Origin of the sequence: Wenzhouxiangella sediminis (genome assembly GCF_003410055.1) — a bacterium.
In the GTDB taxonomy this organism is placed as follows: domain Bacteria; phylum Pseudomonadota; class Gammaproteobacteria; order Xanthomonadales; family Wenzhouxiangellaceae; genus Wenzhouxiangella; species Wenzhouxiangella sediminis.
On record NZ_QUZK01000021.1, the window covers coordinates 1 to 23,268 of the forward strand.

General features: G+C 65.5%; 21 protein-coding genes and 1 tRNA gene. 8 read left to right on the top strand and 14 right to left on the bottom strand.

Going from position 1 to position 23,268, the window contains the following annotated elements; all coding sequences use genetic code 11:
- The first annotated feature begins 405 nt into the window (after nt 1–405).
- The 4 genes from DZC52_RS04605 (at nt 406) to DZC52_RS04620 (ending at nt 2,071) form a co-directional block, all read left to right on the top strand.
- Complete coding sequence (locus DZC52_RS04605; protein ID WP_116649954.1) at nt 406–600, top strand: SAM domain-containing protein; 195 nt, start codon at nt 406–408, stop codon at nt 598–600.
- Nucleotides 597–878 (top strand): type II toxin-antitoxin system RelE/ParE family toxin, encoded by a 282-nt coding sequence (locus DZC52_RS04610; protein WP_116649955.1) that lies wholly within the window; start codon nt 597–599, stop codon nt 876–878. Before DZC52_RS04605 ends, DZC52_RS04610 begins: the two co-directional genes overlap by 4 nt.
- 570 nt (nt 879–1,448) lie before the next feature.
- Nucleotides 1,449–1,709, top strand: a complete 261-nt coding sequence (locus DZC52_RS04615) for an AbrB/MazE/SpoVT family DNA-binding domain-containing protein (RefSeq protein WP_245960759.1) — start codon at nt 1,449–1,451, stop codon at nt 1,707–1,709.
- Nucleotides 1,709–2,071 (top strand): type II toxin-antitoxin system PemK/MazF family toxin, encoded by a 363-nt coding sequence (locus DZC52_RS04620; protein ID WP_116649956.1) that lies wholly within the window; start codon nt 1,709–1,711, stop codon nt 2,069–2,071. Before DZC52_RS04615 ends, DZC52_RS04620 begins: the two co-directional genes overlap by 1 nt.
- 295 nt (nt 2,072–2,366) lie before the next feature.
- On the opposite strand, the gene DZC52_RS04625 is transcribed toward DZC52_RS04620, so the two are convergent.
- A tRNA-Val gene (locus tag DZC52_RS04625) sits at nt 2,367–2,441 on the bottom strand.
- Between the two features lie 139 nt (nt 2,442–2,580).
- Between DZC52_RS04625 and DZC52_RS04630 the strand changes: the two genes are divergently transcribed.
- The gene (locus tag DZC52_RS04630; RefSeq protein WP_116649957.1) at nt 2,581–2,979 is read left to right on the top strand and encodes a hypothetical protein; all 399 of its coding nucleotides are present in this window, start codon (nt 2,581–2,583) and stop codon (nt 2,977–2,979) included.
- 15 nt (nt 2,980–2,994) lie between these two features.
- On the opposite strand, the gene DZC52_RS04635 is transcribed toward DZC52_RS04630, so the two are convergent.
- The 3 genes from DZC52_RS04635 to DZC52_RS04645 are packed head-to-tail and all read right to left on the bottom strand — an operon-like array spanning nt 2,995 to nt 7,770.
- The gene (locus DZC52_RS04635; protein WP_116649958.1) at nt 2,995–6,000 is read right to left on the bottom strand and encodes an efflux RND transporter permease subunit; all 3,006 of its coding nucleotides are present in this window, start codon (nt 5,998–6,000) and stop codon (nt 2,995–2,997) included.
- Entirely contained in the window at nt 5,997–7,130 is a 1,134-nt protein-coding gene (locus DZC52_RS04640; protein ID WP_116649959.1) for an efflux RND transporter periplasmic adaptor subunit, read from the bottom strand. Before DZC52_RS04640 ends, DZC52_RS04635 begins: the two co-directional genes overlap by 4 nt.
- A gap of 13 nt (nt 7,131–7,143) precedes the next feature.
- Nucleotides 7,144–7,770, bottom strand: coding sequence for a TetR/AcrR family transcriptional regulator (locus tag DZC52_RS04645; RefSeq protein WP_181918781.1), 627 nt, complete (start codon nt 7,768–7,770; stop codon nt 7,144–7,146).
- Between the two features lie 159 nt (nt 7,771–7,929).
- On the opposite strand from DZC52_RS04645, the gene DZC52_RS04650 reads away from it, so the two are divergent.
- Nucleotides 7,930–10,188: a choice-of-anchor Q domain-containing protein gene (locus DZC52_RS04650; RefSeq protein ID WP_116649961.1), complete on the top strand. Its 2,259-nt coding sequence runs from the start codon at nt 7,930–7,932 to the stop codon at nt 10,186–10,188.
- A 55-nt stretch (nt 10,189–10,243) separates the two neighbouring features.
- A complete protein-coding gene (locus DZC52_RS04655; protein WP_147307605.1) occupies nt 10,244–10,993 on the top strand; it encodes a hypothetical protein in 750 nt (249 codons plus the stop codon).
- Between the two features lie 22 nt (nt 10,994–11,015).
- Here DZC52_RS04655 and DZC52_RS04660 read toward each other — a convergent pair whose 3' ends face one another.
- Together DZC52_RS04660 and DZC52_RS04665 are read right to left on the bottom strand one after the other, a co-directional pair.
- On the bottom strand, nt 11,016–11,669 hold the full coding sequence (locus DZC52_RS04660; RefSeq protein WP_116649963.1) for a 2OG-Fe(II) oxygenase: 654 nt from the start codon (nt 11,667–11,669) through the stop codon (nt 11,016–11,018).
- Nucleotides 11,662–12,663: a serine/threonine protein kinase gene (locus DZC52_RS04665; protein WP_116649964.1), complete on the bottom strand. Its 1,002-nt coding sequence runs from the start codon at nt 12,661–12,663 to the stop codon at nt 11,662–11,664. The genes DZC52_RS04660 and DZC52_RS04665 overlap by 8 nt, the downstream gene beginning before the upstream one ends.
- 119 nt (nt 12,664–12,782) lie before the next feature.
- On the opposite strand from DZC52_RS04665, the gene DZC52_RS04670 reads away from it, so the two are divergent.
- Complete coding sequence (locus DZC52_RS04670) at nt 12,783–14,006, top strand: hypothetical protein (RefSeq protein WP_116649965.1); 1,224 nt, start codon at nt 12,783–12,785, stop codon at nt 14,004–14,006.
- Nucleotides 14,007–14,051: 45 nt separating this feature from the next.
- Here the strand turns inward: DZC52_RS04670 and DZC52_RS04675 are convergent, their stop codons facing one another.
- The 8 genes from DZC52_RS04675 to DZC52_RS04710 form a co-directional block, all read right to left on the bottom strand.
- A complete protein-coding gene (locus tag DZC52_RS04675) occupies nt 14,052–15,188 on the bottom strand; it encodes a DUF6607 family protein (RefSeq protein WP_147307606.1) in 1,137 nt (378 codons plus the stop codon).
- A 100-nt stretch (nt 15,189–15,288) separates the two neighbouring features.
- The gene (locus tag DZC52_RS04680; protein WP_181918782.1) at nt 15,289–17,523 is read right to left on the bottom strand and encodes a TonB-dependent hemoglobin/transferrin/lactoferrin family receptor; all 2,235 of its coding nucleotides are present in this window, start codon (nt 17,521–17,523) and stop codon (nt 15,289–15,291) included.
- A 66-nt stretch (nt 17,524–17,589) separates the two neighbouring features.
- Nucleotides 17,590–17,766, bottom strand: a complete 177-nt coding sequence (gene hemP / locus DZC52_RS04685; RefSeq protein WP_116649968.1) for a hemin uptake protein HemP — start codon at nt 17,764–17,766, stop codon at nt 17,590–17,592.
- Between the two features lie 143 nt (nt 17,767–17,909).
- Nucleotides 17,910–19,382, bottom strand: a complete 1,473-nt coding sequence (locus DZC52_RS04690; RefSeq protein ID WP_116649969.1) for a DUF5666 domain-containing protein — start codon at nt 19,380–19,382, stop codon at nt 17,910–17,912.
- Between the two features lie 169 nt (nt 19,383–19,551).
- A complete protein-coding gene (locus tag DZC52_RS04695) occupies nt 19,552–20,982 on the bottom strand; it encodes a serine hydrolase domain-containing protein (RefSeq protein ID WP_116649970.1) in 1,431 nt (476 codons plus the stop codon).
- Between the two features lie 122 nt (nt 20,983–21,104).
- Entirely contained in the window at nt 21,105–22,559 is a 1,455-nt protein-coding gene (locus tag DZC52_RS04700) for an FAD-dependent oxidoreductase (protein ID WP_116649971.1), read from the bottom strand.
- Between the two features lie 23 nt (nt 22,560–22,582).
- Nucleotides 22,583–23,017: a type II toxin-antitoxin system VapC family toxin gene (locus tag DZC52_RS04705; protein WP_116650003.1), complete on the bottom strand. Its 435-nt coding sequence runs from the start codon at nt 23,015–23,017 to the stop codon at nt 22,583–22,585.
- Nucleotides 23,018–23,028: 11 nt separating this feature from the next.
- On the bottom strand, nt 23,029–23,268 hold the full coding sequence (locus DZC52_RS04710) for a type II toxin-antitoxin system Phd/YefM family antitoxin (RefSeq protein ID WP_116649972.1): 240 nt from the start codon (nt 23,266–23,268) through the stop codon (nt 23,029–23,031).

Below are 23,268 nucleotides of genomic sequence, written 5' to 3' on the forward strand. Positions count from 1 at the left end.
CCTAGACACCCACTCGGTGTAGTGACCTCTGTCCCAACTCAGGCTCTTGCGAGGGCGGATGACCGTTTGTTTATCAGGTCGAGCAAACTCGTTGGCGTGACTTCTGCTTGAGGCGTTCGGTGGCTAGCCGTAGGGCGGTCAGCCGCTGAACGCCTTGTTCATATCGAATCGTTCGCCCTTGGCGATCACCACCCAGGCGATCCGGGCAAGTGTAGAGCGACACCCTAATCTGCCGCTAAGGCGACACCCAGATTTACGCGCCCCGGGGTGATTTTCTACGCTGCCTTCCTGTCCACTGCAGTACGGCGTTGCCAAGCCCGTGGAGGGCAGCGAGGCGGGACGAAGTGGGCGACGCGCTGGAGCGCCAGGATGAAGACGAGGACGAGGCGTAGTAGAATGAATCTCATGGCTGCCAATCTCCGAGAAACCCTGCACACCCTGGCCGAGCAGTTGCCGGAGGATGCGAGCATTGAGGATGTCATCGAGCGTCTGCGCTTCCTGCGCGCGGTCGAGGAAGGCAAGCGTGCGGCCGATCGTGGCGAGTTCGCCAGCGATGAGGAGGTCCGGCGCGTGTTCGCCAAGTACGGGCTCGAGGCTTGAAACTACGCTGGACCCGGCTGGCCCTGGCCGACTTCGAGCAAGTTCACGACCACATCGCCCAAGACAATCCCGAGGTCGCCCGGCAGATCGCCCAGCGTATCCTGGATGCCAGCGAAACCCTGCTTGACTATCCCCGCATCGGCCGCGTCGGCGAAGACGAAGACTCGCGTGAGTGGCGCATCGACAAGACGCCGTACTTGCTGGTCTACGCGATCAAGGGCGAGGTGATCGAGCTGTGGCGGGTCTGGCACCTGTCGCGCGATCCCTCAACCCGCTGATCAGCACCGCTAAGCTGACGCTCTAGCGGAGGCCGGAAGGCGCGGCGCCGACTCTTTCCTTAGTTGCCAGACCCGGATGCCGTCCGGCTCCGGACCGCTTGTCACGGTGCGGCATTGCCAAGCGGCGGCCATTTGCATCCTGAGGTTCCGGCCAAATGTAGCCTTAGTGCGACTTATCTGCCAGATTGGGCTGTGGGAGAACGGGACAAGGGTGATTGGTGCTCAGACTGAGTCCTCCAGGCCCGAGGGGAACTGGATGAAGGGCGTTTGTTGTTCCCTTGCATAGCGCTCGGCTCCAGGCATGGCGATAGACCCGCGCAGCGGGTGCCCGGTTAGTCGTCTCCAGTGCCCGGTTGCGGCATTCGAAACCCGGCTTGGGGGCCAACCTAGGAGCTACTCGGCGGAGGTGCCGGGGCACCGGTTGGAACAACGGTTTAGCGGTGCCCGTTCGCGAAAGCCGTTCGAAGCGGCGTGGAACCAGTAAAAATGTAGATACATTTGTTGACACGTAGCCCGAGGGCAGCTAATGTAACCCCCTAATCAGCTACAACCGTCAGCGAGAGGTTAACCATGCATAGCCGAATCAAGCGTTGGGGAAACAGCGCGGCTGTCCGACTTTCCAGCAAGATTATGGCCCAGGCGAAACTGGACGTCTCCAGCCCCGTCACCATTGTTGTGAAGGGGGGAAAGATTGTGATTGAGCCTGCGGAAAACGCGACACGCAAGGTCAATCTTCCGTTCTCGGAAGCTGATTTGCTGAAAGGGCTCGATGCGCACGGGGTTCATGCAGATGAGCTGGCCCAACCCACTTCAACTGAAATGGGGGGTTAATGGCTCGGTACGTCCCTGATCGAAACGATATTATCTGGCTGGACTTTGAGCCCACCAAAGGGAAAGAGATTGGTAAATACCGGCCAGCCCTCGTACTGTCGTCCAAACAGTACAACAAGCAAACCGGTCTCCTGATTTGCTGCCCAATTAGCACTAGCATTCGAGGTGCAGCCACTGAAGTTACCGTTGATAATCTGGATAACCCTTCTGTAGTGGCCGCAAGCCTCATCCAAACGCTATCCTGGAAAAATAGGAAGGCTGCCTTCATCACAAAAGCCGAAAACGGTGTGATGGATCAGGTGTTGGTCCGCCTTATCCCCCTGATCGGGGCGGATCGTGTGATCGAGAAATTCGTCGAGTAGTGGACTTACCTCGCTTCATAGACACGTTGAGCACTCACCAAAGGGTCCGCAACATCAATGCGGACAAGAGGTGCATCAGACGAAGCGATTCGCGCAGCTGATCTGAGCACCACTCAGCGAGCGGGTGGGCAGGAGTCAAAATTTCTCGTCTGGTGTCACGCGCCGGGCACGATTTGGGCACAAGCGACAATCTGAGGCCCGGGTTGGAGGCGCAAGGGGTGTGGTCGCGCTTCGGCCGGACACAAAAAAGCCCCTGAAAATCAGGGGCCTTTCGCGGCCTGGCGGCCAGATTCGGTGGTGGGCGATGCTGGACTTGAACCAGCGACCCCTGCCGTGTGAAGACAGTGCTCTCCCACTGAGCTAATCGCCCGAAGACCGGGTATTTTAGGCCCAATCGGGGTCGAGGGCAACCGCCGTGACTGCGCTGCGTGTTTTGCCCTGTCGCGATTTGCGCGCGGTTTTCGTAGTGCTAGGCTGAAAGCTCGTCAAATTCCGTTGTGGAGGGAAAAATGTCCAAGAAAACGCTTGTGATGCTGGTTCTGGTCGCTTTCTGGCTGGTCGGTTGTGCCACGACCGCCCCTGTGCTCGACAGTCCGCGCGCGATCGACGTGCCGGGCAACGCCAGCATGGAGGAAATCGAGGATGCCATCCTGGACGCCATGCGCAATCGCGGCTGGGCGGTGCACGAACGCAACCGGGGCGAGATCATCGCCGACCTGCATGTCCGAAGCCATTTCGCCCGCGTCGGGATCACCTACAACACCGGGGCGATCGCCATCGAGTACATGGACTCGGAGAACCTGGAATACGAGGTCGTCGACGGCCAGCAGCGCATTCACGGCAACTTCAACAGCTGGCTGACCAACCTTTCCAACGACATCCAGCGCAATCTCAGCTACGTCGAGTGATCTGTGCTTCGCCGCCTACCGGGCTGAGGGGTTGATCAGCCGGTAGGCGGCGGGAATCACCACCAGGGTCAGCAGGGTCGCGGCCAGCAGGCCGGAGATGATCGCCCAGGCCAGCGGCGGCCACAGCGTCGATTGCGTGAAGGTCAGGGGCAGCAGCCCGACGATGGTGGTGGCGGTGGTCAGCAGGATGGGCCGGATGCGCCGGCCCACGGCGCCGGAGACGGCCTGCTCGACGGTCAGGCCCTCGGCCTGGTTGGTCTGGATGACGTCGATCAGGACGATGGCGTTGTTGACCACGATGCCGATCAGGGCGACCACGCCCAGCGTGGCGGTGAAGCTGAACGGCTGACCCGACAGGATCAGCCCCGGGACCACGCCGACGGCCGCCAGCGGCACGGTCAGCAGGACCAGGCCGACCAGGCGGAAGGAATTGAACTGCCACAGCAGGAAGCCGATCAGCAGCACGACCCCGATCGGCAGCGAGCTGAACAGCGCGCTGTTGGCCGAGTCCGCTTCCGCGGCCGATCCCCCTTGTTCCATGCGCACGCCCGGCGGCAGCTCCAGCGCGTCCAGCCGGGGCTGGAGTTGCGTGACGACCTGGTTGTAGGTGACCTCGTCGGTGGTCTCGGCCAGCACCGAGGTCATGCGCTGGAGGTCGCGGTGATGGATCACGGCCGGTTCGAGGCCGAGCTCGATTTGCACGAACTGGTCGAGCGGTACCGGGCCGTCGGCCGTGGGCACCTGCAGGCCGGCCAGGGCGCGTTCGGGCAGGCCTTCGCCCTCTGGGCTGCGCAGTCGGATCGGCACGGGCTCGCGCCCGGCCCGCCAGGTGGAGACCTGGCGCCCGAAGCTGGCCTGGGTGAGCACGGCCGCAATATCGGATCGATTGACGCCGTGGCGCGCTGCTTGCGCGTCGTCGATGGTGAAGGTCAGCGTGGGCATGCCGTCGCCGAGTTTGTGGCGAACGTCGCGCGCGCCGGGCGTGGCGCGCACCGCGGCCATGACCTGCCGGGCCGCGCGGGCCAGTTCGGCCGAATCCTTCCCGTAGAGCCGTACTTCGACCGGCGCGTCCACCGGCGGCCCCTGGCCGAGGCGGTGGGCGACCACCTGCGCGTCTGGAATGCGCTCGGGCACGTGGCGATCGATCCAGTCCATGACGGCGGGCAGCTGGGAGTCGTTTTCGGTAATGACCACCAGGCGCGCCAGGTGGGGCGAGCGCGGAATCTCGATGAGGTTGTAGTAGAAGCGCGGTCCGCTGAAGCCGGCGAAGTGATGCACCGCCCGGACCTGGGGCAGCCCTTCGACGGAGGCCGCCAGGTCGCTGGCTTTCAGCGCGGTGTGCTCGAGTCGCGTGCCCTCGGCGAAGTAGAGATCGACGATCAGCTGGTTGCGGTCGGTGCTGGGAAAGAAATCGCGCTGCATGAAGCCGCTGATGGCGATCGCGCCGACGACCAGGAGGGCGGTGACGGCCATTACCGGCCAGGGGCGCGAGACGGCCACGCCGCCCAGCCGGCGGCCGACGCGCTCGAGCCCCGCGGAGGTATCGCCTTCTCCGGGCTTGAGGACGGCGGCCGCGACCGTCGGCGTGACCAGTACGGCGTAGACGTAGCTGACGACCAGGATGAGCATCACCATTGCCGGGATGGCGCGGGTGAAGTCGGCCGTGTCGCCGGTCGACAGCAGCAGCGGGGTGAACGCGGCCAGGGTCGTGCCGGTGGCCGCCGCCAGCGGTCCGGCCAGCTCCGTGACCGAGGCGACGGCGGCCTGTGCGCGGCTCTTGCCCCGGTCGAGATGCCACTGCAGGTTCTCCACCATCACGATGGCGTTGTCGACCAGCATGCCCAGGGCGATGACCATGCCGGCGACCGCCATCTGGTGGAGCACGCCGCCGCCCATGGCGTAGATGGCCAGGCCGCTGAGCGTGACCACCGGCAGCAGTGTGGCTACGACGAAGCCCAGCCGCGGCCCCATGGCCAGCAGCAGCACGACGGCCACCACGCCGACGCCGAGCAGCAGTGAGCGGCCCAGCTCGGTCAGGCGCTTTTCCACCCACTGCGGCTGGTAGAACATCTCGCGAATCTCCAGCGGCGCGTAGTCGGGGCGCAGCTCGTCGATCAGGGCCCGGGCGTTGCGGCCGAAGGCCACGGCGTTGAGCCGGTTCTCGGGGATGACGACGCCCAGCCCGATGGCAGTCTCGCCGTTGAACCACATTCGTTCGACGGCCGGTTCTTCCGGCCCCAGTTCGATGCTGGCGATTTCCGACAGCGGCACCATCTGCCCGGTGCGCGTGCGGATGGGCGTTTCGGCCAGCGCTTCGAGGTCCTCGAAGTCGGTCAGCGGCCGCACGACGAGGCTGCGCCCGCCGCTGGCCAGCGTGCCGCCGGGCAGGACGCGGTTGCGCTCGGCGAGTTGGTCGGCCAGTGATTGCACGTCGATGCCCGCGGCCATGGCCTCGGCGTCGTCGAGGCGGATGACGAGCTGCTCGCCGGGATCGGCCAGCAGGTCGATGCGGCCCACGTCGGGGATGCGGAACAGATCGCGGCGCAGCTTGCGCGCACCTTCGAGCAGTTCGAGCAGGTCGTCGGAACCGGTGACCGCCAGCACGATGCCGTGGGTCTCCATCGAGCGGTCTTCGATGGCGGCGGGTCCGGCGCCATCGGGAAAGCGGCGCTCGGCGCGCTCGACGGCGACGCGAATGCGATCCCAGACCGCGTCGGTGTCGTAGACGTGCTGGTGCATGCCGACGATGATGTGGGCGAAGCCCAGCCGGGCGGTGCCGCGAATCTCGTTGACTTCCTCGACTCCGGCGATCTCCTCCTCGAGCGGGTCGAGCACCAGGCGCTCGATCTCGGCGGGCTCGGCCCCGGGCCAGGCGACCTGGACATTGCCGTAGCGATACGGAAAGAAGGGGTCTTCCTGGCGATCCATGCCGAACCAGGCGGCCAGGCCGATGAGCGAGAGCATCACCACGCCGGTCAGGATCAGGCGCCGGCGGTTGAGGGCGGCTTGCATGACCTTCATCGCAGCACCCGCACCCGTTCGCCGTCGAGCAGCTGGCCGTGGCCGGCCACGATCACTTCGTCGCCGGGCTCGAGTTCGCCGTCGACGCGAACGCGGCCGGCGTCCAGTTCGCCGGGAATCACGCTGACCAGTTCGGCGTGCCCGTCACGCAGTCGAAAGACGTGCGGCAGACCGTCGCCGGTATCGATCAGGGCATCGAGGGGAACGGTGAGCATCTCGCCGTTGGTCCAGGACAGCTCCACGTGCACCGCCTGGCCGGGGGACCACTCGGGCCAGGCGCCTTCGGGCAGCTCGATGACCGCCGTGGCGGGCTGCCCGGGTTCGGGCAGGCCGATCTCGCGGACCCGTCCGGTCAGTCCCGAGCCGGCCTCGAGTCGGCGCACGGTTGCGGAATCGTCCACGGCCAGGGCGCGTGCCTGGCGGGCCGAGAGGTCGACCGCCACTTCGAGACGCTCGGGTGCGCTGATCGAGACCACGGCCTGACCCGGGCTGACGAACTGGCCCGGCTCGACCGGGAGGGCCACGACCCGTCCCGAAAATGGCGCGCGGATGGTGGCTTCGGCCAGTTGGTCGCGCGCCTCCTCGAGGCTGGCCTGGGCCTGGCTGCGCGCCTGGCGGGCGGCGTTTCTCTGCGCCCGTACCCGGTCGAGTTCGTCGGTGGCGATCAGGTCGCGCTCGTGCAGGTCGTTCAGGCGCCGGGTTTCGCGCTCGAGCCGCTGCAGTTGTTCGTCAAGCTCGCGAACGCGGGCCTCGGCGGCCGACACACCCGGCATCAGGGCGGGGTTGTGGAGGATGGCCAGCGGCTGGCCGACCTGTATCCGTTCACCGCGTTGAACCAGCCGTTCGGCCAACTGGCCGGCGTGCAGGAAGGCGAGGTCGGCGCGCTCGACCGCCCGCGTAACGCCGGGCAGGCGTGTTCTCACCGGCGGCCGGCCGTCGTCGACGGCGGCCACGCGTACCGGTTGGCCCGGCTCGGGGCCGCGGGCGGCGGCGTCCGGCTCAGCCGAGCAGCCGGTGGTGCCGGCGATGATCGCCAGAAGGGCGAACAGCCCCGCGGCAAGCGGCCCCGTGCCGTGCGAACTGGTCGGCCGGTCAGTTATTTGGGCGAGCGATTGGGTCGTGGCTTTCATGATTCGTCGAGCCTCAGTTGCTGTCGGTTTCGGGTCCCGCCGCGCCGGGCGCCAGGCCGTCCATGAAGATCTTCATGAAATCCTCGAGATATTCGTCGTCGCTGCCGATGCCTTCCCAGTTCTTGTGCTGGGGGCGCACCTCGAACCACTGCGAGCAGGCATGGATGAAGATGGTGACCACGTGCGTCGGGTTGACGTCGGCACGCAGCAGGCCGGCCTCCTGCGCTTCGCGCACGCGACGCGCGCCCAGCGCGACCAGCTCGGCGTCCATCTCACTGCAGGTCGAGTCGTTTTCCAGGTGCATCCAGGTGAACAGCCGGACGACCTGCGGATTCTCCTGGAGAAACCGGAAGTAGCGAATGACGCCGTTCCTGAGCAGGTTGGAGTCGGGCGCGTCGGCGCCTTCGAGTTCGTCCTTCTGGCCTTCGTAGTAGCGCGAGAAGGCGGCCTCCTTGACGGCGTCCCACAGCCCTTCCTTGGTGCCGAAGTGGTGGTGGATCAGGCTCTTGGTCACGCCCGAGCGCTGCGCCAGCTCGCGCATGCTCACCGCGGCGAAACCCTTGTCGACGAACAGCTCGAAGCCCGCCTGGAGAATGCGGGAACGCGTCAGGTCCGGATCGCGTGTGGTGGCTTCGTTCATGGCGGTGAACACTATCATTGATTGACCGACCGGTCAATTCGAGTCAGGTCGAGCGCGAATGGCAGGATTTGTCGAACTGCTTGTCATGTTCGGCGTGGTGTTCTCGTAGGGGGAGTCTGAAAGGCAATAGTTCCAGGCTTTAGCTAGGGAGGAGAAAGCGTGTCCAAGTATCAGTCCTCGACGAAGTATGAAATTCGACAGAACATTCGACCTCGAATCGCGCCGCTGACGGCGGCGGTCAGCGGCGCGATTGCCGCCGGCTCGCTGCAGGCTGCGACGATTACGGTCGATACCCTCAACGACGGCCTCAATTCGGGCGAATGCACGCTGCGTTCGGCGCTTTACGCGGCGACACGCAACAGCACCTCCAACGATTGTTCTGCCGGTGACGTCGGGGCGGACACGATCGTTTTCGCCTCCGGGCTGAGCGGTACCATCGCGCTCGGAACGGGCGGGCTGTACTACGACGGCTCGACGCTGCCCATCGGTGAATCGGTCACCATCGACGGCGACAATGAAATCACCATCCAGGGTACGGGTGATGCGCCGGTCTTCTACGCCAAGTACGACGACACGGCCGCCTACAATGCCGATATCGTCCAGATTGCCCAGGTGACCATTACCGGAGGCGGTGGCGATCGAGGCGGCGGCATTCTGTCGCGCGCCAACTCGCTGCAGCTTTCAGACGTTACGATCGACAGCAACGTTGCCACTGAAGCCGGCGCTGGTGTCTGGCACGAGCCCTACAACGGTGAAGGCGAGCTGCTGATGCTTCTCACCGAGGTCACCGGCAACACGGTCACCGGAGCCGACGGCTACGGTGGTGGTGTCGGGGTGAGCATGCTGACCGGATCGGATATCCAGATTGCCAGCAGCACGTTCTACGGCAACTCCGTCATCAGCGGCGGCGGTGGCGGTCTGCACCTGCAAGTGAACGACTATGCCTATGTCGACATCAAGTACAGCACTTTCGAGAACAACTCGGCCAAGTACGGTAACGGCGGCGGCATGCAGGCTGATCTTCGCTATGCCATTGTCGACCTTACCGACAACACATTTACAGGAAACGAGGCCTATTACAGCGGCGGCGGCCTTTACCTGAAGGAAGACGGGGCGGCCTTCCAGCGAGCGGAGATTTCACTCGACGAAAACAACTTTACTCACAACCGTGCAGGATCAAGCGGCGGCGGCGCGTCAATCAACGTGCTCTATGGCAGCGACGGCACACTTGCCGAGCCGGTCAAGTTCGTTGACTTCAGCGGTCTCAATATCTTCGACGATAATGAAGCCGGATCGGGTGGCGGAGCGCTGTTCCTGAATCTTGACGATACCATTAGCGGCAGCCTGGAGGGTGCTTCGTTCGCCGGTAACGTCAACGACGTCGGCGGCGGCGGTGCGCTGCTCGCCCAGGTCCAAGCCTCCGAGATCACCATGCAGAATGTCGCTTTCTTCGCCAACGAAACGTACTCCGGTGATGGCGGCGCTGTCCTTGCCGATGTCACCGACGGTGCCCTGTACGGCAGCGAAGTCGCCATGAGCCAGAACTCCGCCACCTCAGGTGCGGGTGGCGGCTTACAGGTCACCGCCAACAACTCCGATTTCGGCCTTGAATATTCCGAGTTCGTCGGCAATCAGGCTGACGGTTGCGGGGGCGGGCTTCGCCTGACGGGCACTCCACTTGAAGTCGGTCTCGGTCACTCGAATATGTACTACAATTCGGCCAGTTGCGGTGGCGCCATGAGTTTGTTCGCACCGTCAGCGCAAAATGTTCTTGTCGAGGTCAAATACAACTCGATGGTCGAAAACTACGCGACTTCCAGCGGAACGACTGGAGGCGGTGCAATCTTTGCCGACTTCGGTTCAGGCAGCCAGATCTTCGTCAAGAATTCGACCATTTCGGGCAACGACTCGGCGAACATCGGTGGCGGCATTCGCCTGCGCGGTGACATGACCGGCGAGATCAAGTACTCCACCATTGCCAACAATTACACCTACCAGGACGGCGGCGGCATCTACAACAGCCTGACCGGCTGCAATATCAACAACTCGATTCTGGCGGGCAACACGAACGAGACCGGCCTGTACCAGGACTTGCGAGGAACCGAGGATTGCACCGTTTCCAATACGGCCCTTGCCGGCGCCAAGTACTCCGACTACGTCGACGGCGGCAACAATATTCTCAACACCGATCCCTTGATCGAGCCGCTGGCGAACAACGGCGGCAACGCCGGATTCACCCATGCCCTGCAACCCGCCAGCCCGGCGATCGACGCTGGAGATGCAGGTGATTTCGCCCCCGACTACGACCAGCGCGGGCCGGGCTTTGCGCGAATTCAGGGCGGCGCCCTCGATATGGGGGCATTCGAGGCGGGGCCCGAGATCGACGAGATCTTTTCCGACCGCTTCGAGCAGCCCTGATGCGATCCGAAAGCCCCGCCGGCTGGGCGGGGCGGCGATGCTGGAATTATCATCGATGTTTTCGAGGGAGATGGGACTGATGCGCTTTGCCTGGATTTTTCTGATCGTTCTGACCATCGCCGCCTGCTCGTCGCAGGACGGCGCGGAGTCTGCCAAGGAGGCGGGGCAAGCGACCGAAGCCGATGATCCCGCCGCCCGGGCGGATGCCACTGAACCCGCGATCGACGACCTGTCCGAAGAGGATCTGCGAGCCTTGGCTCGCGATCCGGAGGCCCTGCGCGAAATCATGGCCGACCCCCAGCGGCGCCAGGCGGTCCGAGAGCGCATGCGTGAGCTGCGCCAGCAGCGTCGGGCCGAGTCCGGCCGGGAAGACCCCAGAGCCGCCATGCGCGAGCGCGCCCAGCGCCATCGCCAGACCCTCGAAGAGGGCGGTGACCGACAGCGGGGGCGCCGTTCGAGAACGGGACGTTGGTGGGAGAACGACGTCATTGCCCGTAATGTGGGGCTGTCCCCGGAGCAGGTCGGCGACATCGGCACCGCGCACGACCAGTTGACGGCCGCCGCGCGCGAGTCCCGCCAGCAGCTCGCACAAGTCGCATCGTCCATGCAGGAGGCCCTCAAGGCCAGTGATCGCGACCGGCTGGTGGAACTGGTCGACGCCCGTCAGGAAGCGCTGCAGGTCCGCGCGCAGGCGGAGGCCGAGTGGATGAAGCGCCTGCTCGAGATCCTCGAAGACGAGCAGATGACCAGGCTGGCCGAGGAGCGGCCCGAGCTGGTCAGCGCCTTGCTGGCGCCGGTTCGTTGACCCCGGCTGCCGTCGTGGCCGGCTACCGCGCCGGGTCGACCTGTCCGCCGACCGAGGCGTTCAGTCGGAACCAACCGGCGATGCTCGTGCGGTCGGTATGCGAGGTCAGGACCTCGTGGGGAATCTCTTCGCTGAGAAACAGCACGAACGTCCCGGCGCGGGGCTCGACCGTGGCCAGGATCTCGTCTCCCTGCTCGCCGTAGATCACCAACTCCCCACCGTCGCCCGGCTGCCAATCCTGCGTCAGGTAGGTCACGGAGGAGACGATCCGGTTGGCCGCTCCGCGAAAGCTGTCGAAGTGCTTGTTGTAGTGTCCGCCGGGCGGATAGTGGGCAAAGTGGGCCTCGAACTCGAACAGACCCAGGAAAAGCTCACGATTGAGTGCCAGGCGCAGTTCTTCCATGCGGTCGAGGAAGCGCGATTGGACGGGGCGCTGCCGGGTCAGCCAGAACACGCGGTCGCTGCGGATGCTGCGATCCAGGTGGAAATCGTGATCCCGCCCGATCCCGGCACGATGCAGGCGGTCGGCCTCCATGAGCTCGGCCAGTTCCGATCGCAAGGCTTCGACCAGGTCGCTGTCGAGGGCGTTCTCGCCGACCCACCAGCCGCGCTCGCGCAGCCCTGTGGCGGCGGATTCGAAAGCGTCCCGGCCGACGGGCAGGGCGGCTTCAGACATGTTCCAGGCTCAGGGGCGGTTCGGATAACTCGGCGAGCTGCTCTCGCAACTGGCCGATGACGGTTTCCCAGTGGCGATCGTCGCCGAACCACGGAAAGGCGGCCGGGAAAGCCGGGTCGTCCCAGCGGCGCGCCAGCCAGGCCTGGTAGTAGATCATGCGCAGGGTGCGCAGGGCCTCGACCAGGTGCAACTCGCGCGGGTCGAAGTCCTGGAAGGCGCGATACTCCTCGACCATCCACCCCAGCTGCTGCTCGCGGTCTTCCCGGCTGCCGGAAATCAGCATCCACAAATCCTGCACGGCCGGTCCGGTCAGGCAGTCGTCGAGGTCGACGAAGTGGGCCTGGTCGTCGCGCCACAGGATGTTGCCCGGGTGGCAGTCCCCGTGCAGCCGGATACGGCGATAGTCGCCGGCCCGCTCGAAGGCGGCGCCGATTGCTTCGAGAAGATGTTCGGCCAGGCTTGAGAAGGCCTGCTCCAGGGGAAGCGGCAGCCACTGGTTGTCGAGCAGCCAGTCGACCGGCTCGCGGCCGCGCTCGACGATCGTCAATTCCGGCCGATGCTCGAAACGACCGGCGGATCCGACGGCATGCAGGCGTCCCAGCGTCCGGCCTAAGTGACGCAGCGTGGGCTCGTGGGCCGGCTCCGGCGCGTGACCGCCGCGGCGCGGGAAAACGGCCAGGCGAAAACCCTCGTGCCGGTGCAGCGTGGTTTCGTGCAGCCGCAGCGGGGCCACCACCGACAGGCCGGCCTCGGCGAGTTCGAGCGAAAACGTGTGTTCTTCCTCGATCGCCTCGTCGCTCCAGCGCCCGGGGCGGTAGAACTTGACGACGACCGGCTCGGCCTCTTCGAGACCGACCTGCCAGACGCGGTTCTCGAAGCTGTTGAGCGCCAGCAGCCGGCCGTCGGTCACCAGCCCCAGCGCCTCGACGGCGTCGAGAACCACCTCCGGTCCGAGGTCGTCGTAGGGCCGCGTGTTGTCGTGCTCGTCGTTCATCGGCGACGCGCTCGAGGTGCCCGGTGTGCGCAGCCGCTCTGTTGTCGTATGATGCTTTGCATGCAGCTTCTATCCAGGATCTTGCCTGTCGTTTACCGATGTCCGGCGGGGATTGTGGCATGAAAAGCCGTGGCCTGGTCATGAGCCTGGCGGTCCTGCTCCTGGCGACCTGTCTGCCGGCTGTGGCGGCGGACGATCAGGCCGGAGAGGAAGCGCCCGCCGCTTCCGAACAGGCCGAAGAGGAGAAGCGTGCTGAGCGCAAAGCGCGCCAGCAGCGCCTCATGGAGATGTCTTGCCGCGACGAGCAGGGCCGACCCCAGAGCTGGCTCGACCTGACCCATTCCTACATCAACCAGCGCCTGTGCGAACCGGCCGCCTGGTTCGACGGCTTTTTCGGCGATCCGCGCACCCTGGAAGAGAATCCGGTGGGCAGCTTCATCCGCCTGCGCAATGCCGTGCGCTGGGACGAGACCGAAGGCCTGAAGTATCGTGCCTCGGTGCGGGCCAACCTGATCCTGCCGCGCCTGTCCGAGCGCGTTCGCCTGCTGGTCGCCCGCGACGAGGATCTCGAAGGCGATTACCCGGATACCGGCGCTTTCGACGATCCAGAGAATCGCACTCGCCTGGGCCTGCGCTACATTGCCAGCGAGCATGCGCGCAGCCGTTTTGATATCGACGGCACCGTTCGCGTCAGCAGCGGCTCGCTCAATCCTCGCATCCGTGGCCGTTATCGCTATGTACGCGGTCTGACCGACCGCAGTCTCGGTCGCTTCACCCAATCGGCCTTCTGGGAACGCGAAGAGGGTTTCGGCCTGACCACTCGCTTCGATTGGGAATGGCTGCCCGACCGTGACCGCCTGGTTCGCTGGAGCGCCCGGGGGACCTGGTCGCAGGAGTCCGACGGCATCGACTGGCGGACGGGGCTGGTTTCCTTTCGGCAGCTCGACATGCAGAGCGCGGTCCGCGCCGAGGTCGGCGCCTGGGGATACACCGAGCCGCGCTTCGAGACCGAAGAATACTTCGTGGCCGTGCGCTACCGGCGCCAGTTCCTGCGTCCCTGGCTGTACTGGGAGATCGAACCCGAACACGCCTGGCCCAAGGATTTCGACACCGGCGAGCGCCGCAGCGACTGGCGACTGACCTTTACCATCGAGATTCAGTTCGAGAACCAGCGCTCAAGGCAGCATCGGCTTCGCCAATACCTCGATGAAGATGCCGAAGCCGAAGACTGGGAAGACGAGCCCATTCCCGTCGACGCCCCGGGCGACCGCGTCGAGGATCCGCTGCTGGAAGGCGAGGAACAAAGCGAGGAAGACGACGGGAACGGAAACGGCGGCGGCTGAGGTTCTGTCCGGCGCCGTTTCGTTCCGGGATTGTCCCGCCGCCGCTTACGAACCGGCCCGCACGTGCCGTTCGAAGATTGTTTCAATCCTTTCCCGGTAGGCCTCGCGATCGAAGGGCGCACCGTCGGCGATTTCGTCTGCCATTCCGAACAGGGTCATCATCATCGACTCGCCGTCGACCTCGGCTTCGAGGTGGATGCGGTCGTGCGCCTCGAACTGCGCGGCCCAGGCGTCGCGGACCAGCGTCCAGAAATCGGCGGTCGCGTCCCAGTATTCATCCCCGGCGCTGAAATCGAAGCCGCTGACGCGCTCATATCGATTCACGCCGATCTCCCGCGCCAGGAAGGGGCGTTCTGGATCGAACCGGCCGTTCTCGTCGGTGATCGCCTTGAGGTTGTCCTGCTCATGGGTCCAGCCGGTGGGCAGGACAGTGTGGCGGTTGCTGCCGACGAGTACGTTGTAGTCGTCGCGCACGCTGAACTCGCGCCGGGGCAGGGGGCGGCGCGCCTCGCTGCCCAGCCAGACCGAGTGGGTCGGGTGATGTTCCCATTCGCCGTGGGATTCGTAGCGCGGCGAGTCGTCGACCTGGAACACCGCCTGGGTCCACTGGCCGTCGGCTTCTTCCTTGCTCAGCATCGTGCGTTGCCAGTTGCCGTGGCTGACGAACTCGTGCAGGTCGCGGTCCTCGTAACGCCAGTCCTGACGCCAGTGCTTGGTCACGAAGGGATCGCTCAGGCTGCCGTCTTCCTGTTCGAGAACCATCACGAGGACGTGCTGCAGGCTGACGAACCCGGGCTCGTCGGCGACGACGTAGACGTATTCCGTGCCCCAGGAGCGGTAAGGCTTCGCGGGCTCGAAGCCCGCTTCGAAGCCCACGGTTTCGAGAAAGTCGAAGCTGACGCGGTAGGCGCCGGCCATCGCCAGGATGGCGCGCCGGTCGCGCTCGCGCTTGTCGAGGTCGTCGGCCTGGAGCCTCTGCCAGGCCTCGGTCGGCTCCGTGACGGCTTCGGGTCGCGGTCCGGTCGTGGTGCCGCCGCGGGGCGCCATGTCGTCGGTTTCAATGAAGGGCCAGGCAAAGAGGTAGTCGATGGCCTGGTCTTCTTCGCCGGTCTCGTAGGCGGCCGCTGTCGGGACCGCGGCCAGCAGGAGAAGGGTGGTGGCGGTGGTCAGAAGGTATCGCATGATGTCGTCCATCCTGGCAGTTTGAAAAGAAGGCTGCGCCCCGGAAGGGTGAGGAGAGTCAGGCAGACGGAGAGATCCGGGGCGCAGGTGAAGCAAGTCTTTAGATTTGCCATGTCAGGCTGATGCCGGCGTTGAAGCCGGGCTGGGTGTAGCGGTCCAGGCCCGGGTCGCTGGCCGATCGGCCGCGAACGGTCGACCAGGACCAGTACTCGCGGTCGGTCAGGTTGAACAGGCCCAGGTGCAGGTGGCTGGCGTCGGAGATCTGCCAGCCGGCGAGCAGGTCGAGGGTGACGTAGCCCGGGGCCTGGAAGTCGGCCGGGTCGGCCACGTCGTCCTTGCCTGCCACGGCGGTAGCGACCAACTCGATATCGAGGGGCAGGCTCGTGGGCAGCCAGCGCAGGCCGACCACGCCGGTCAGCGGCTCGACGCTGTTGAGCGGCACGTCGCCGGAGAGATTCTCGCCATCCGACCAGGACGCTGAACTTCGCAGCTGGAAGTCGTCCAGCGCCGGCGTCAGGCTGCCCAGGTTCAGCGTGGCCGCGGCCTCGATGCCTTCGATGCGTACGTCGGTGAGGTTCTGCGACTGGAACACGAGCAGGCCGGTTTCGGGGTCGACGCCCAGGCTGACGAAACTCTCGATGAAGTCGTCGTAGTCGTTGCGGTAGGCGGCGAGGCTGAAGTGGCCCCAGCCGCCGCGGCCACGCAGGCCCAGTTCCCAGCCGCGGGATTCTTCCGGGTCGAGATCCGGATTCGGGATGGCGGTATAGCCGAACTGCAGGTTGGTGAAGCCCACGTTGACGTCGTTGTAAGGCGGGGAGCGGAAGCCGCGGGCGTACTGCGCGAAAACGTCGAGCTGGTCGGTCAGGGTATAGATGGCGCCCAGGCGCGGTGTGACGCTGGTCTCTTCGATATCGACCGGCTCGAAGCCGGGGTTGTCCCCGACGAAGATCGGATCGAGTTCCGGGTCGAGGTCGTAGTAATCGACTCGAAGCCCCGGAATCAGTCTGAATCGCTCGCCGAAGGCGATCCGGTCTTCGAGGTAGAGGCCGGCTTCGAGTGTGGTGCTGTTGGGGAAGTCGCGCACCGGGAAGTCGTCGGGTCCCACCGTGGTGCTCGTGGAGCCGTCGGTCAGGTCGCGCTCGAAGCCGTCACGGCGCTGCTCGGTCCGGGTTTCGAATACCTCGAAACCGCCGACGAGGTCGTGTTCGACCTGACCGGTGTTGAAGACCCACCGTGCGATCGCTTCGGTGCCCACGATCTCCTGTTCGAATTCGGCTCGACGAAAGCGGTAGACGGGGGCTGGCTGACCGTAGACGATCGTGTTGCGGCTCTCGAACGTCTCTTGCTCGGTCAGCGCGTCCTGGTAGTAGACCTGCCAGGAAAAATGGTCGGCCCAACCGGGTTGGCGCGCCTGGTAGTCGATGCTCACGCGGCGGCGGCGTGTGCCGTCATCGCCGCTGAGCGAGGTGGTTTCGACGATGTAGGGAAAGCCGAACATGGCGGAGAAGTCCTGCGTCCGCACCAGGGTGAGTACGTCGGTTTCGCTGTCGGTTTCGTTGTGCTCGAGGGTCAGGCGCCACTGGTTGTCGGTGCCTTCGTCGAGGAGGAGTTTGGCCAGGATGTTGCGGCCGTCGTATTCGTGCGGGTTCGGTTTGGTGCGGGTGGGCCCCGTGCCGCCGGTCTCGCCGGCGTTGTCGAGTTCGTTGCCGCTGCGTTCCACCCACTGGATGGCGCCGGACAGTCGTTCGCCGCGCGCGGCCAGGGTGCCGGAAGCGACCCAGCCCTCGTCGGCGCCGTAATAGCCGGCCCGCGTGCGAACGGTGACGTCGTTTCCCGTCTCGGCGAGCCAGTCGGCGGGATCCCTGGTGGTCAGTGCAACGACGCCGGCCAGTGCGCTGGAGCCGAACAGGCTCGAGGCCGGGCCGCGCAGGATCTCGACCTGCTTGAGCGAATCGGTGTCGATGTAGTTGCGCGAGGCGTTGGAGTAGTCGCCGATGGCGAAGCCGTCGGGAATGCGCACGCCGTCGACGGCCACCTGGACGCGGTTGCCGCCCAGGCTGCGGATGTTGAAGCCGGCCAGGCCGAAGCGCTGGCCCTGGAACGGCACGGTGACGCCGGGAATGTAGCGCACCATGTCGCGGATGCTCTCGGAGAGCGTGCGGGCGATTTCCTCGTCGTCGACGACGGTGACGGTGGCGGCGATCTCCGCGACGGGCCGTTCGCTCTTCGAGGCGGTGACGGTCATCGTCCCCAGGTCGGCCGAGTCGGCGGCGATTGCCGCGAAGCTGGCCGGAAGCAGCAGGGTAGCGCCCAGCCGGCGAATGAAGCAGGTCATATGAAACTCCTGTCGGTCATTCGGGTTGGCTGGCCGCATCCGCGGTTGGCTGGCCCAGTCGGTGGATTACTTGGTCAGAATCAGTTTGCCTTTGCGCGTGACTTGCAGCAGGTAGAGATCGCCGTCGTGCTCGAGACGTGCCTGTCCGTTCTCGTCCAGCAGTCGGCGCACCGGGATGGCCCGCTGACTACCTTCCTCGCGACGGTCTGGCGCAGCGGACGGCTTGGGCTGTCGTTCACGCATTTGCAAATAATAACGATTCGCATTACGTTTGACAAGCCTTCTCGGCTGGACGACCGTCCTGCGGCATGGCCGGTGAGGGCGGGTCGCCTCCCGGTGGATGGATGGGCGCAACGCAGGAAGGGGCTGCGCCCTTCTCGCCGGGGTCAGCGCGTCGGCGCCTCGAATCGATCGGAGAAGAGGATCTGGATTCCCGTGCCTTCGGTGACCGTACCGAAGATCAGGGAACCGATTTCGCCGCGGGCGTTGGCGAGGGGCTGGGGAACGACCACGTCGATGAGCGTGGCGGTGCCGCCGCTGAGGGTGGTGCCCCCGGCGTCGAGTTGTGCGGCGTCGATTTCGGCAATTGCGCCGACTTCGAGCAGGTCGAAGAACTGCTGCTCGGTGATCGGGTTGCCCAACTCGTCGGCGAATGTGCTGGAGGCGGTGTCGACGGTCAGCGTCAGAATGTCGAACAGCGGCTGTGCGATGTTGGACACCGGTCCACGCAGGGTCAGGGCGGTCGGCTCCGGTGCGCCGCGCTCGCGCACGCGATTGGCGAAGAGTTGGCCGGCCGAGTCGATCCAGCCGCGAATTTCCACCTGGGTCGGCTGACTGAGGCCGTTGGCGATGATGCCGTCTTCGTCGCGCAACTGCGGTCCGGCCTGGAAATCCAGCCCCAGCGCCGTGATGGACGCACCCACCGTCACGTTTTCGGGGTCGACCGGCGCGCGGACGCGCACGATGGGCCTGAAGAACTCGATTTCGCTCGCCAGCACCGTCGAGGCGTCCGAGAACGTGCCTTCGAGTTCGATCACTGCGCCGGGTTCCAGATCGTCGACATTGCCCTGGCCGAAAACGGTGGCGTCATCGTGCTGTATGGTCAATGCGCCCAGGAAGAAAGAGGTGTCGTCGATGATCTCGCCGACCACGCCTTCGAGTCCGCCGCCGGCGCCGGGCGTGCCCGGCGGCACGGGATCGGCGCATGCCAGGCGGGTGACCGTGTCGAGGGGGTCGCCGGCGCTGAATCCCGGGATGTCATCGGCTCTTGCGGTGATGAAATCGCCCGAGGCGAGCGGTCCCTCGCAGCCTTCCGGTGCGATGCCGGCATAGTCCAGCAGCTGGCCGCCGATGCTGAGCTGCTCGGCACCTGGCCCCAGTTCCGTGACGTAGCCGCCCAGCCGCCAGGTGCCTGGTGGCGCCTCCAGTCGCTCGACCAGGGTCGCGGCCAGGCTTCCGTTGACGTCGAACTGCCCGCTGACGACGACGGGGTCGCCGACCTGGATGTCGCCGGGCTGCTGGTAGCCGCCGAGCTCGGTGTCCCCGGTAATCGATAGCGGCTGTCCCAGGACTTCGACCGGCGCGAGCCCGGTGACGACGCCGCGCAGGTCGAAACTGAACACCAGGGTAAGGACCGGATCCGCCACGCCGCGCACGTTGCCCAGTTCGGCCGTGACCTTCATGCCCGGTCGCAGCACCAGCTGGCCGGCCGGGATGGCCTGGCCCTCGACGATGACCGTGGTCTGGTCGTCGATCTGTAGCGTGTGGCGGCCACTGACGGTGATCTCGACTGCCCGTGCCGGCAGCGCCATGCAGACAGCGGCGAGCACGATGATGGAAAAGCGAGCGACTGGGTTCATGCGTGCACCCCTCATCCGGGCGGCAGGCGTGTGCGAACCGATAGATTAGCCTTCAGCAGGACGAATTACTACATAAAAACGTATTCCGAGCGCCTATTTGCGAGACACAACAAACTGGCGCGGCGGAATGGAGACGGTACTCCCGAAAACTCCGGTTACTCAGCCTGTTTCAGTCGGTCACTTCGATCCCCACCAGCTGGCGGGATTTGATGACGGGTGCGCGCATCGTGTCGTCGTTGGCCAGCACCACGATCACCCAGCCTTCGGGGTCGACCGTGATGTCGAGGTTGGCGCTGATGCCGGTGAACCCGCCGCTGTGGCCATAGAGCGCCCGGCCGGGGTGGATGCCGAACCCGTAGCCGTAGTGTTCGGAGTTCAGTTCGGGCTTGCCGGTGGTCAGTGCTTCTGCCATCTCCTCGCCGACCAGCTTGCCGGCTTTCAATGCCTCGGCGAAGTGGAACAGGTCGCGGACGGTCGAATAGCAGCCGCCGGCCGGGCCGCCCTTGACGACGTGTTCGAACACGTTGTTCCTGAGCGTCATGCCGTCGACCGACCAGTCCTCCCAGTAGCCGACGGCGAGGTTGTCGTTGACCTCGTCGAGTGCGAAGCAGCCCGAACGCGTCATGCCCGCCGGCGTGAAGATATGTTCGGCGACGTAGCTGTCGTAGTCCTGCCCGCTGGCGAGTTCGATGATCCTGCCGGCGAGCATCATGCCGGTGTTGGAATACTGCCAGCCCTCGCCCGGCTCGAAGGCCAGGTCCTGGTCGGCCGAAAGCGCGAGAAAATCGTCGACCGTGCGCATGTCCTTGCGTGCGGTCGATGCATACTCTTCGGTGAAGTAGTTGCCTAGCCCGGAAGTGTGCGTCAAGAGGTGTTCGATCCGGATCTTCTGCGCCGCCTCGGCATTCGGGTAGTCGATGAACTTCGATACGGGATCGTCGAAGGCCAGCTTGCCGGCTTCCACCAGTTGCGCGACGGCGACCGCCGTCCAGGTCTTGTTGATCGAGCCGAGGTTGAAGCGGGTCTCGACGGTGTTGGGCGCGTCGAAGTCCCGATTGGCCAGTCCCCAGGCGCCTTCGCCGAGAATCTCGCCGTTGCGCCCGATCAGCACCGCGCCGGAGAACAGGCCCTTGTCGGCCAGGCCGGCGGTGTAGTCGATGAACTGCTCGGCGGCGTCCCGGTCGGAAAGCGGCGGGTCGATCACGGGCAGGGGAGCGCGGCCGAGCCGGATGGCCTCGATGCGATGCGGCTCGTCGCTTTCGACCGTTACCGAGAACAGCCACCGCTCGTCGCTGACCGGCTGGTGCATCACGGCTTCGATCTCGTTCGACTCGGAGCGGCGCACCTCGACGAGGTTCATGCCGCCGCGATCCTTCCAGTTCATGTAGCCGTCGATGCGGCCGCCCAGGGGCAGTCGCCCGGCGTATTCCTCGGTGTAGTGCGCCCCGATGTAGTCGGCCACGGTCTGCGGCGTCGCGTTGTCGATCAGTGTCATCAGCTCGCCCAGGCGCTGGCCGGCAGGGGTGTCGGGCAGCTCTTCAGCCGCGGCGGATGAAAGGCACAGGGCCAGGGCCAGGACGGCCGGCGCGAATCGCATCATGGAGGCTCCCTTCTCGATCGGCGTGTCTGTCCATCTTAGACGCACGCCGCGTCCGAAAGGTCGCACGGCCCCTGGCGAATCGACCCGGCAGCATGCAGGTGGCTGCCGGGGCCACGGAGCGGTCAGCCGGCCGCCGCGGCCGTTTCGTGCTGGGCGGTGGGGGCTTCGATGCCGAGGTTGGCCAGGATGCTGTGGGCGGCTTCGCGGCCCTCGTAGACGGCGGTGACCACCAGGTCGGCGCCTCGCACCATGTCGCCGCCGGCGTAGATCTTTTCGTGGCTGGTCTGGTATTCGCTGCGGCCCTCGGCGGCGACGATCAGGCGGCCGTCCTCGTGCGTTTGCACGCCGGCGGCGGTCAGCCATTCGGGCGGGTTGGGGCGAAAGCCGAAGGCGATGATGACGGTGTCGGCCTCGACCACCTGCTCGCTGCCTGCTACGGGCTCGGGGCGGCGGCGGCCGGCTTCGTCGGGGTCGCCGAGCTGCGTTTCGACCAGCTTGACGCCGGTCACCCTGTCGTCGCCGACGATGGCGACCGGCTGGCGGTTGAAAAGGAACTGCACGCCTTCGTCCCTGGCGTTCTTCACCTCGCGGCGGCTGCCGGGCATGTTTTCCTCGTCGCGGCGGTAGGCACAGGTCACCTCGCTCGCGCCCTGGCGGATGGCGGTGCGCACGCAGTCCATGGCGGTGTCGCCGCCGCCGAGCACGACTACGCGCTGATCCTTCAGGTTGACGTAGTCGAAGCCTTCCAGCGGTTCTTCGAGCACCTGCCCGATATTGCCGATCAGGTAGGGCAGGGAGGCGATCACGCCGGGCAGGTCCTGGTTCTCGAGCCGGCCGTCGACGTACTTGTAGGTGCCCATGCCCAGGAACACGGCGTCGTAGTCGGCGAGGAGCTCGTCGAGCTGGACGTCCTTGCCCACTTCCACGCCCAGATGGAAGCGGATGCCCATGCCTTCCATGATCTCGCGACGCGTTTCGACCACGTGCTTTTCGAGCTTGAAGGGCGGGATGCCGTAGGTCAGCAGGCCGCCGATGCGCGGGTACTTGTCAAACACGTGGGCCTCGACGCCGTGGCGCGTCAGGCGGTCGGCGCAGCCCAGTCCGGCGGGGCCGGCGCCGATGACGGCGACCTTCTTACCTGTGGGTTGCACGTCCGAAAGGTCCGGGCGCCAGCCCTGCTTGATGGCCTCGTCGGTGATGTACTTTTCGACCGAGCCGATGGTGACCGCGCCCAGGCCGTCGTTGAGCGTGCAAGCGCCTTCGCAAAGCCGGTCCTGCGGGCAGATGCGGCCGCACATCTCGGGCAGGGCGTTGGTCTGGTGGCACAGGTCGGCCGCCTCGAACAGACGACCCTGCCGCACCAGGCGCAGCCAGTCCGGGATGTAGTTGTGCACCGGGCATTGCCATTCGCAGTAGGGAATGCCGCAGTTGATGCAGCGCGCCGACTGGTCGGCCGCGCCTTCGTCTTCGAACTGCCCGTAGATCTCGCCCCATTCGCGAACGCGAATGGGGATCGCCACCTCTTCGGGGTTGCGGCGCGGGCTTTCGAGAAAATGCAGGTTGCTAGGCTTGTCCATGCTTGCTCGTCGGTAGGCCAGTTTCAGTGTTCTGTGCCGGGTGCCAGTGATTCCATTCCCCAGAACTCTGCTGCTTTGAGCAGCCTCTGGTCGAGCGTGACGAGGCAGTGACCGTGCCTGTGCGCGCAGGCCAGGTGCAGGGCGTCCAGAGTCCGCAATGCGGTCTTGAAGCTGCCCAGCCACTCCCTGGCCTTCTGAAATTCCGGCTGTCCGATCGCCGCTGTCAAGAGGCGCCCGGCGCGACGGTCATCGTAGAGTGCTGCTTCCATGCGGTGCGCCTGCGACTCTTCGAGTTCGCCGGTGCGAACCCAGCGCGCCAGGGCGGAGGCAAACTCCACTTCCACCAGATCACTGATCCATACCGGTTGCGCCTGGGCGCGCAGCAACCGCTCGACCGCATCGCTCGCCGCCTCGGCCCGGTAATAGGGCAGTAGCGCGCTGGTGTCGAAGTAGAGCAGCGAGGGGTTCACTAGAACCGTTCCTCGTCACGCAAGCGGCGCACCAGATCGCCGGCCGATTCTTGCGCTGGCGGAAGTTTGCTGCGCAATTCAGCTCGGCTGGGGAATCGCACGTTCTCTTCGTCGTACACGTGCACGAGCCTTGCGATCGGCTTGCCGCGCCGGCTGATGATCACTTCCTCCCCACGTTCGGCCTGCTCGAGCAGGGCCGAGAGATTCTTGCGGGCGTCACGAATGTTGGTTGCACTCAT

Bases quoted from the DNA above. Each gene is read 5' to 3' on its own strand.
- DZC52_RS04695 (WP_116649970.1), bottom strand. From the start codon at position 20,982: ATGATGCGATTCGCGCCGGCCGTCCTGGCCCTGGCCCTGTGCCTTTCA.
- DZC52_RS04640 (WP_116649959.1), bottom strand. From the start codon at position 7,130: ATGAAAGCCACGACCCAATCGCTCGCCCAAATAACTGACCGGCCGACC.
- DZC52_RS04690 (WP_116649969.1), bottom strand. From the start codon at position 19,382: ATGAACCCAGTCGCTCGCTTTTCCATCATCGTGCTCGCCGCTGTCTGC.
- DZC52_RS04605 (WP_116649954.1), top strand. From the start codon at position 406: ATGGCTGCCAATCTCCGAGAAACCCTGCACACCCTGGCCGAGCAGTTG.
- hemP (WP_116649968.1), bottom strand. From the start codon at position 17,766: ATGCGTGAACGACAGCCCAAGCCGTCCGCTGCGCCAGACCGTCGCGAG.
- DZC52_RS04630 (WP_116649957.1), top strand. From the start codon at position 2,581: ATGTCCAAGAAAACGCTTGTGATGCTGGTTCTGGTCGCTTTCTGGCTG.
- DZC52_RS04645 (WP_181918781.1), bottom strand. From the start codon at position 7,770: ATGAACGAAGCCACCACACGCGATCCGGACCTGACGCGTTCCCGCATT.
- DZC52_RS04710 (WP_116649972.1), bottom strand. From the start codon at position 23,268: ATGAGTGCAACCAACATTCGTGACGCCCGCAAGAATCTCTCGGCCCTG.
- DZC52_RS04655 (WP_147307605.1), top strand. From the start codon at position 10,244: ATGTTTTCGAGGGAGATGGGACTGATGCGCTTTGCCTGGATTTTTCTG.
- DZC52_RS04665 (WP_116649964.1), bottom strand. From the start codon at position 12,663: ATGAACGACGAGCACGACAACACGCGGCCCTACGACGACCTCGGACCG.
- DZC52_RS04700 (WP_116649971.1), bottom strand. From the start codon at position 22,559: ATGGACAAGCCTAGCAACCTGCATTTTCTCGAAAGCCCGCGCCGCAAC.
- DZC52_RS04615 (WP_245960759.1), top strand. From the start codon at position 1,449: ATGCATAGCCGAATCAAGCGTTGGGGAAACAGCGCGGCTGTCCGACTT.
- DZC52_RS04680 (WP_181918782.1), bottom strand. From the start codon at position 17,523: ATGACCTGCTTCATTCGCCGGCTGGGCGCTACCCTGCTGCTTCCGGCC.
- DZC52_RS04675 (WP_147307606.1), bottom strand. From the start codon at position 15,188: ATGCGATACCTTCTGACCACCGCCACCACCCTTCTCCTGCTGGCCGCG.
- DZC52_RS04620 (WP_116649956.1), top strand. From the start codon at position 1,709: ATGGCTCGGTACGTCCCTGATCGAAACGATATTATCTGGCTGGACTTT.
- DZC52_RS04670 (WP_116649965.1), top strand. From the start codon at position 12,783: ATGAAAAGCCGTGGCCTGGTCATGAGCCTGGCGGTCCTGCTCCTGGCG.
- DZC52_RS04660 (WP_116649963.1), bottom strand. From the start codon at position 11,669: ATGTCTGAAGCCGCCCTGCCCGTCGGCCGGGACGCTTTCGAATCCGCC.
- DZC52_RS04635 (WP_116649958.1), bottom strand. From the start codon at position 6,000: ATGAAGGTCATGCAAGCCGCCCTCAACCGCCGGCGCCTGATCCTGACC.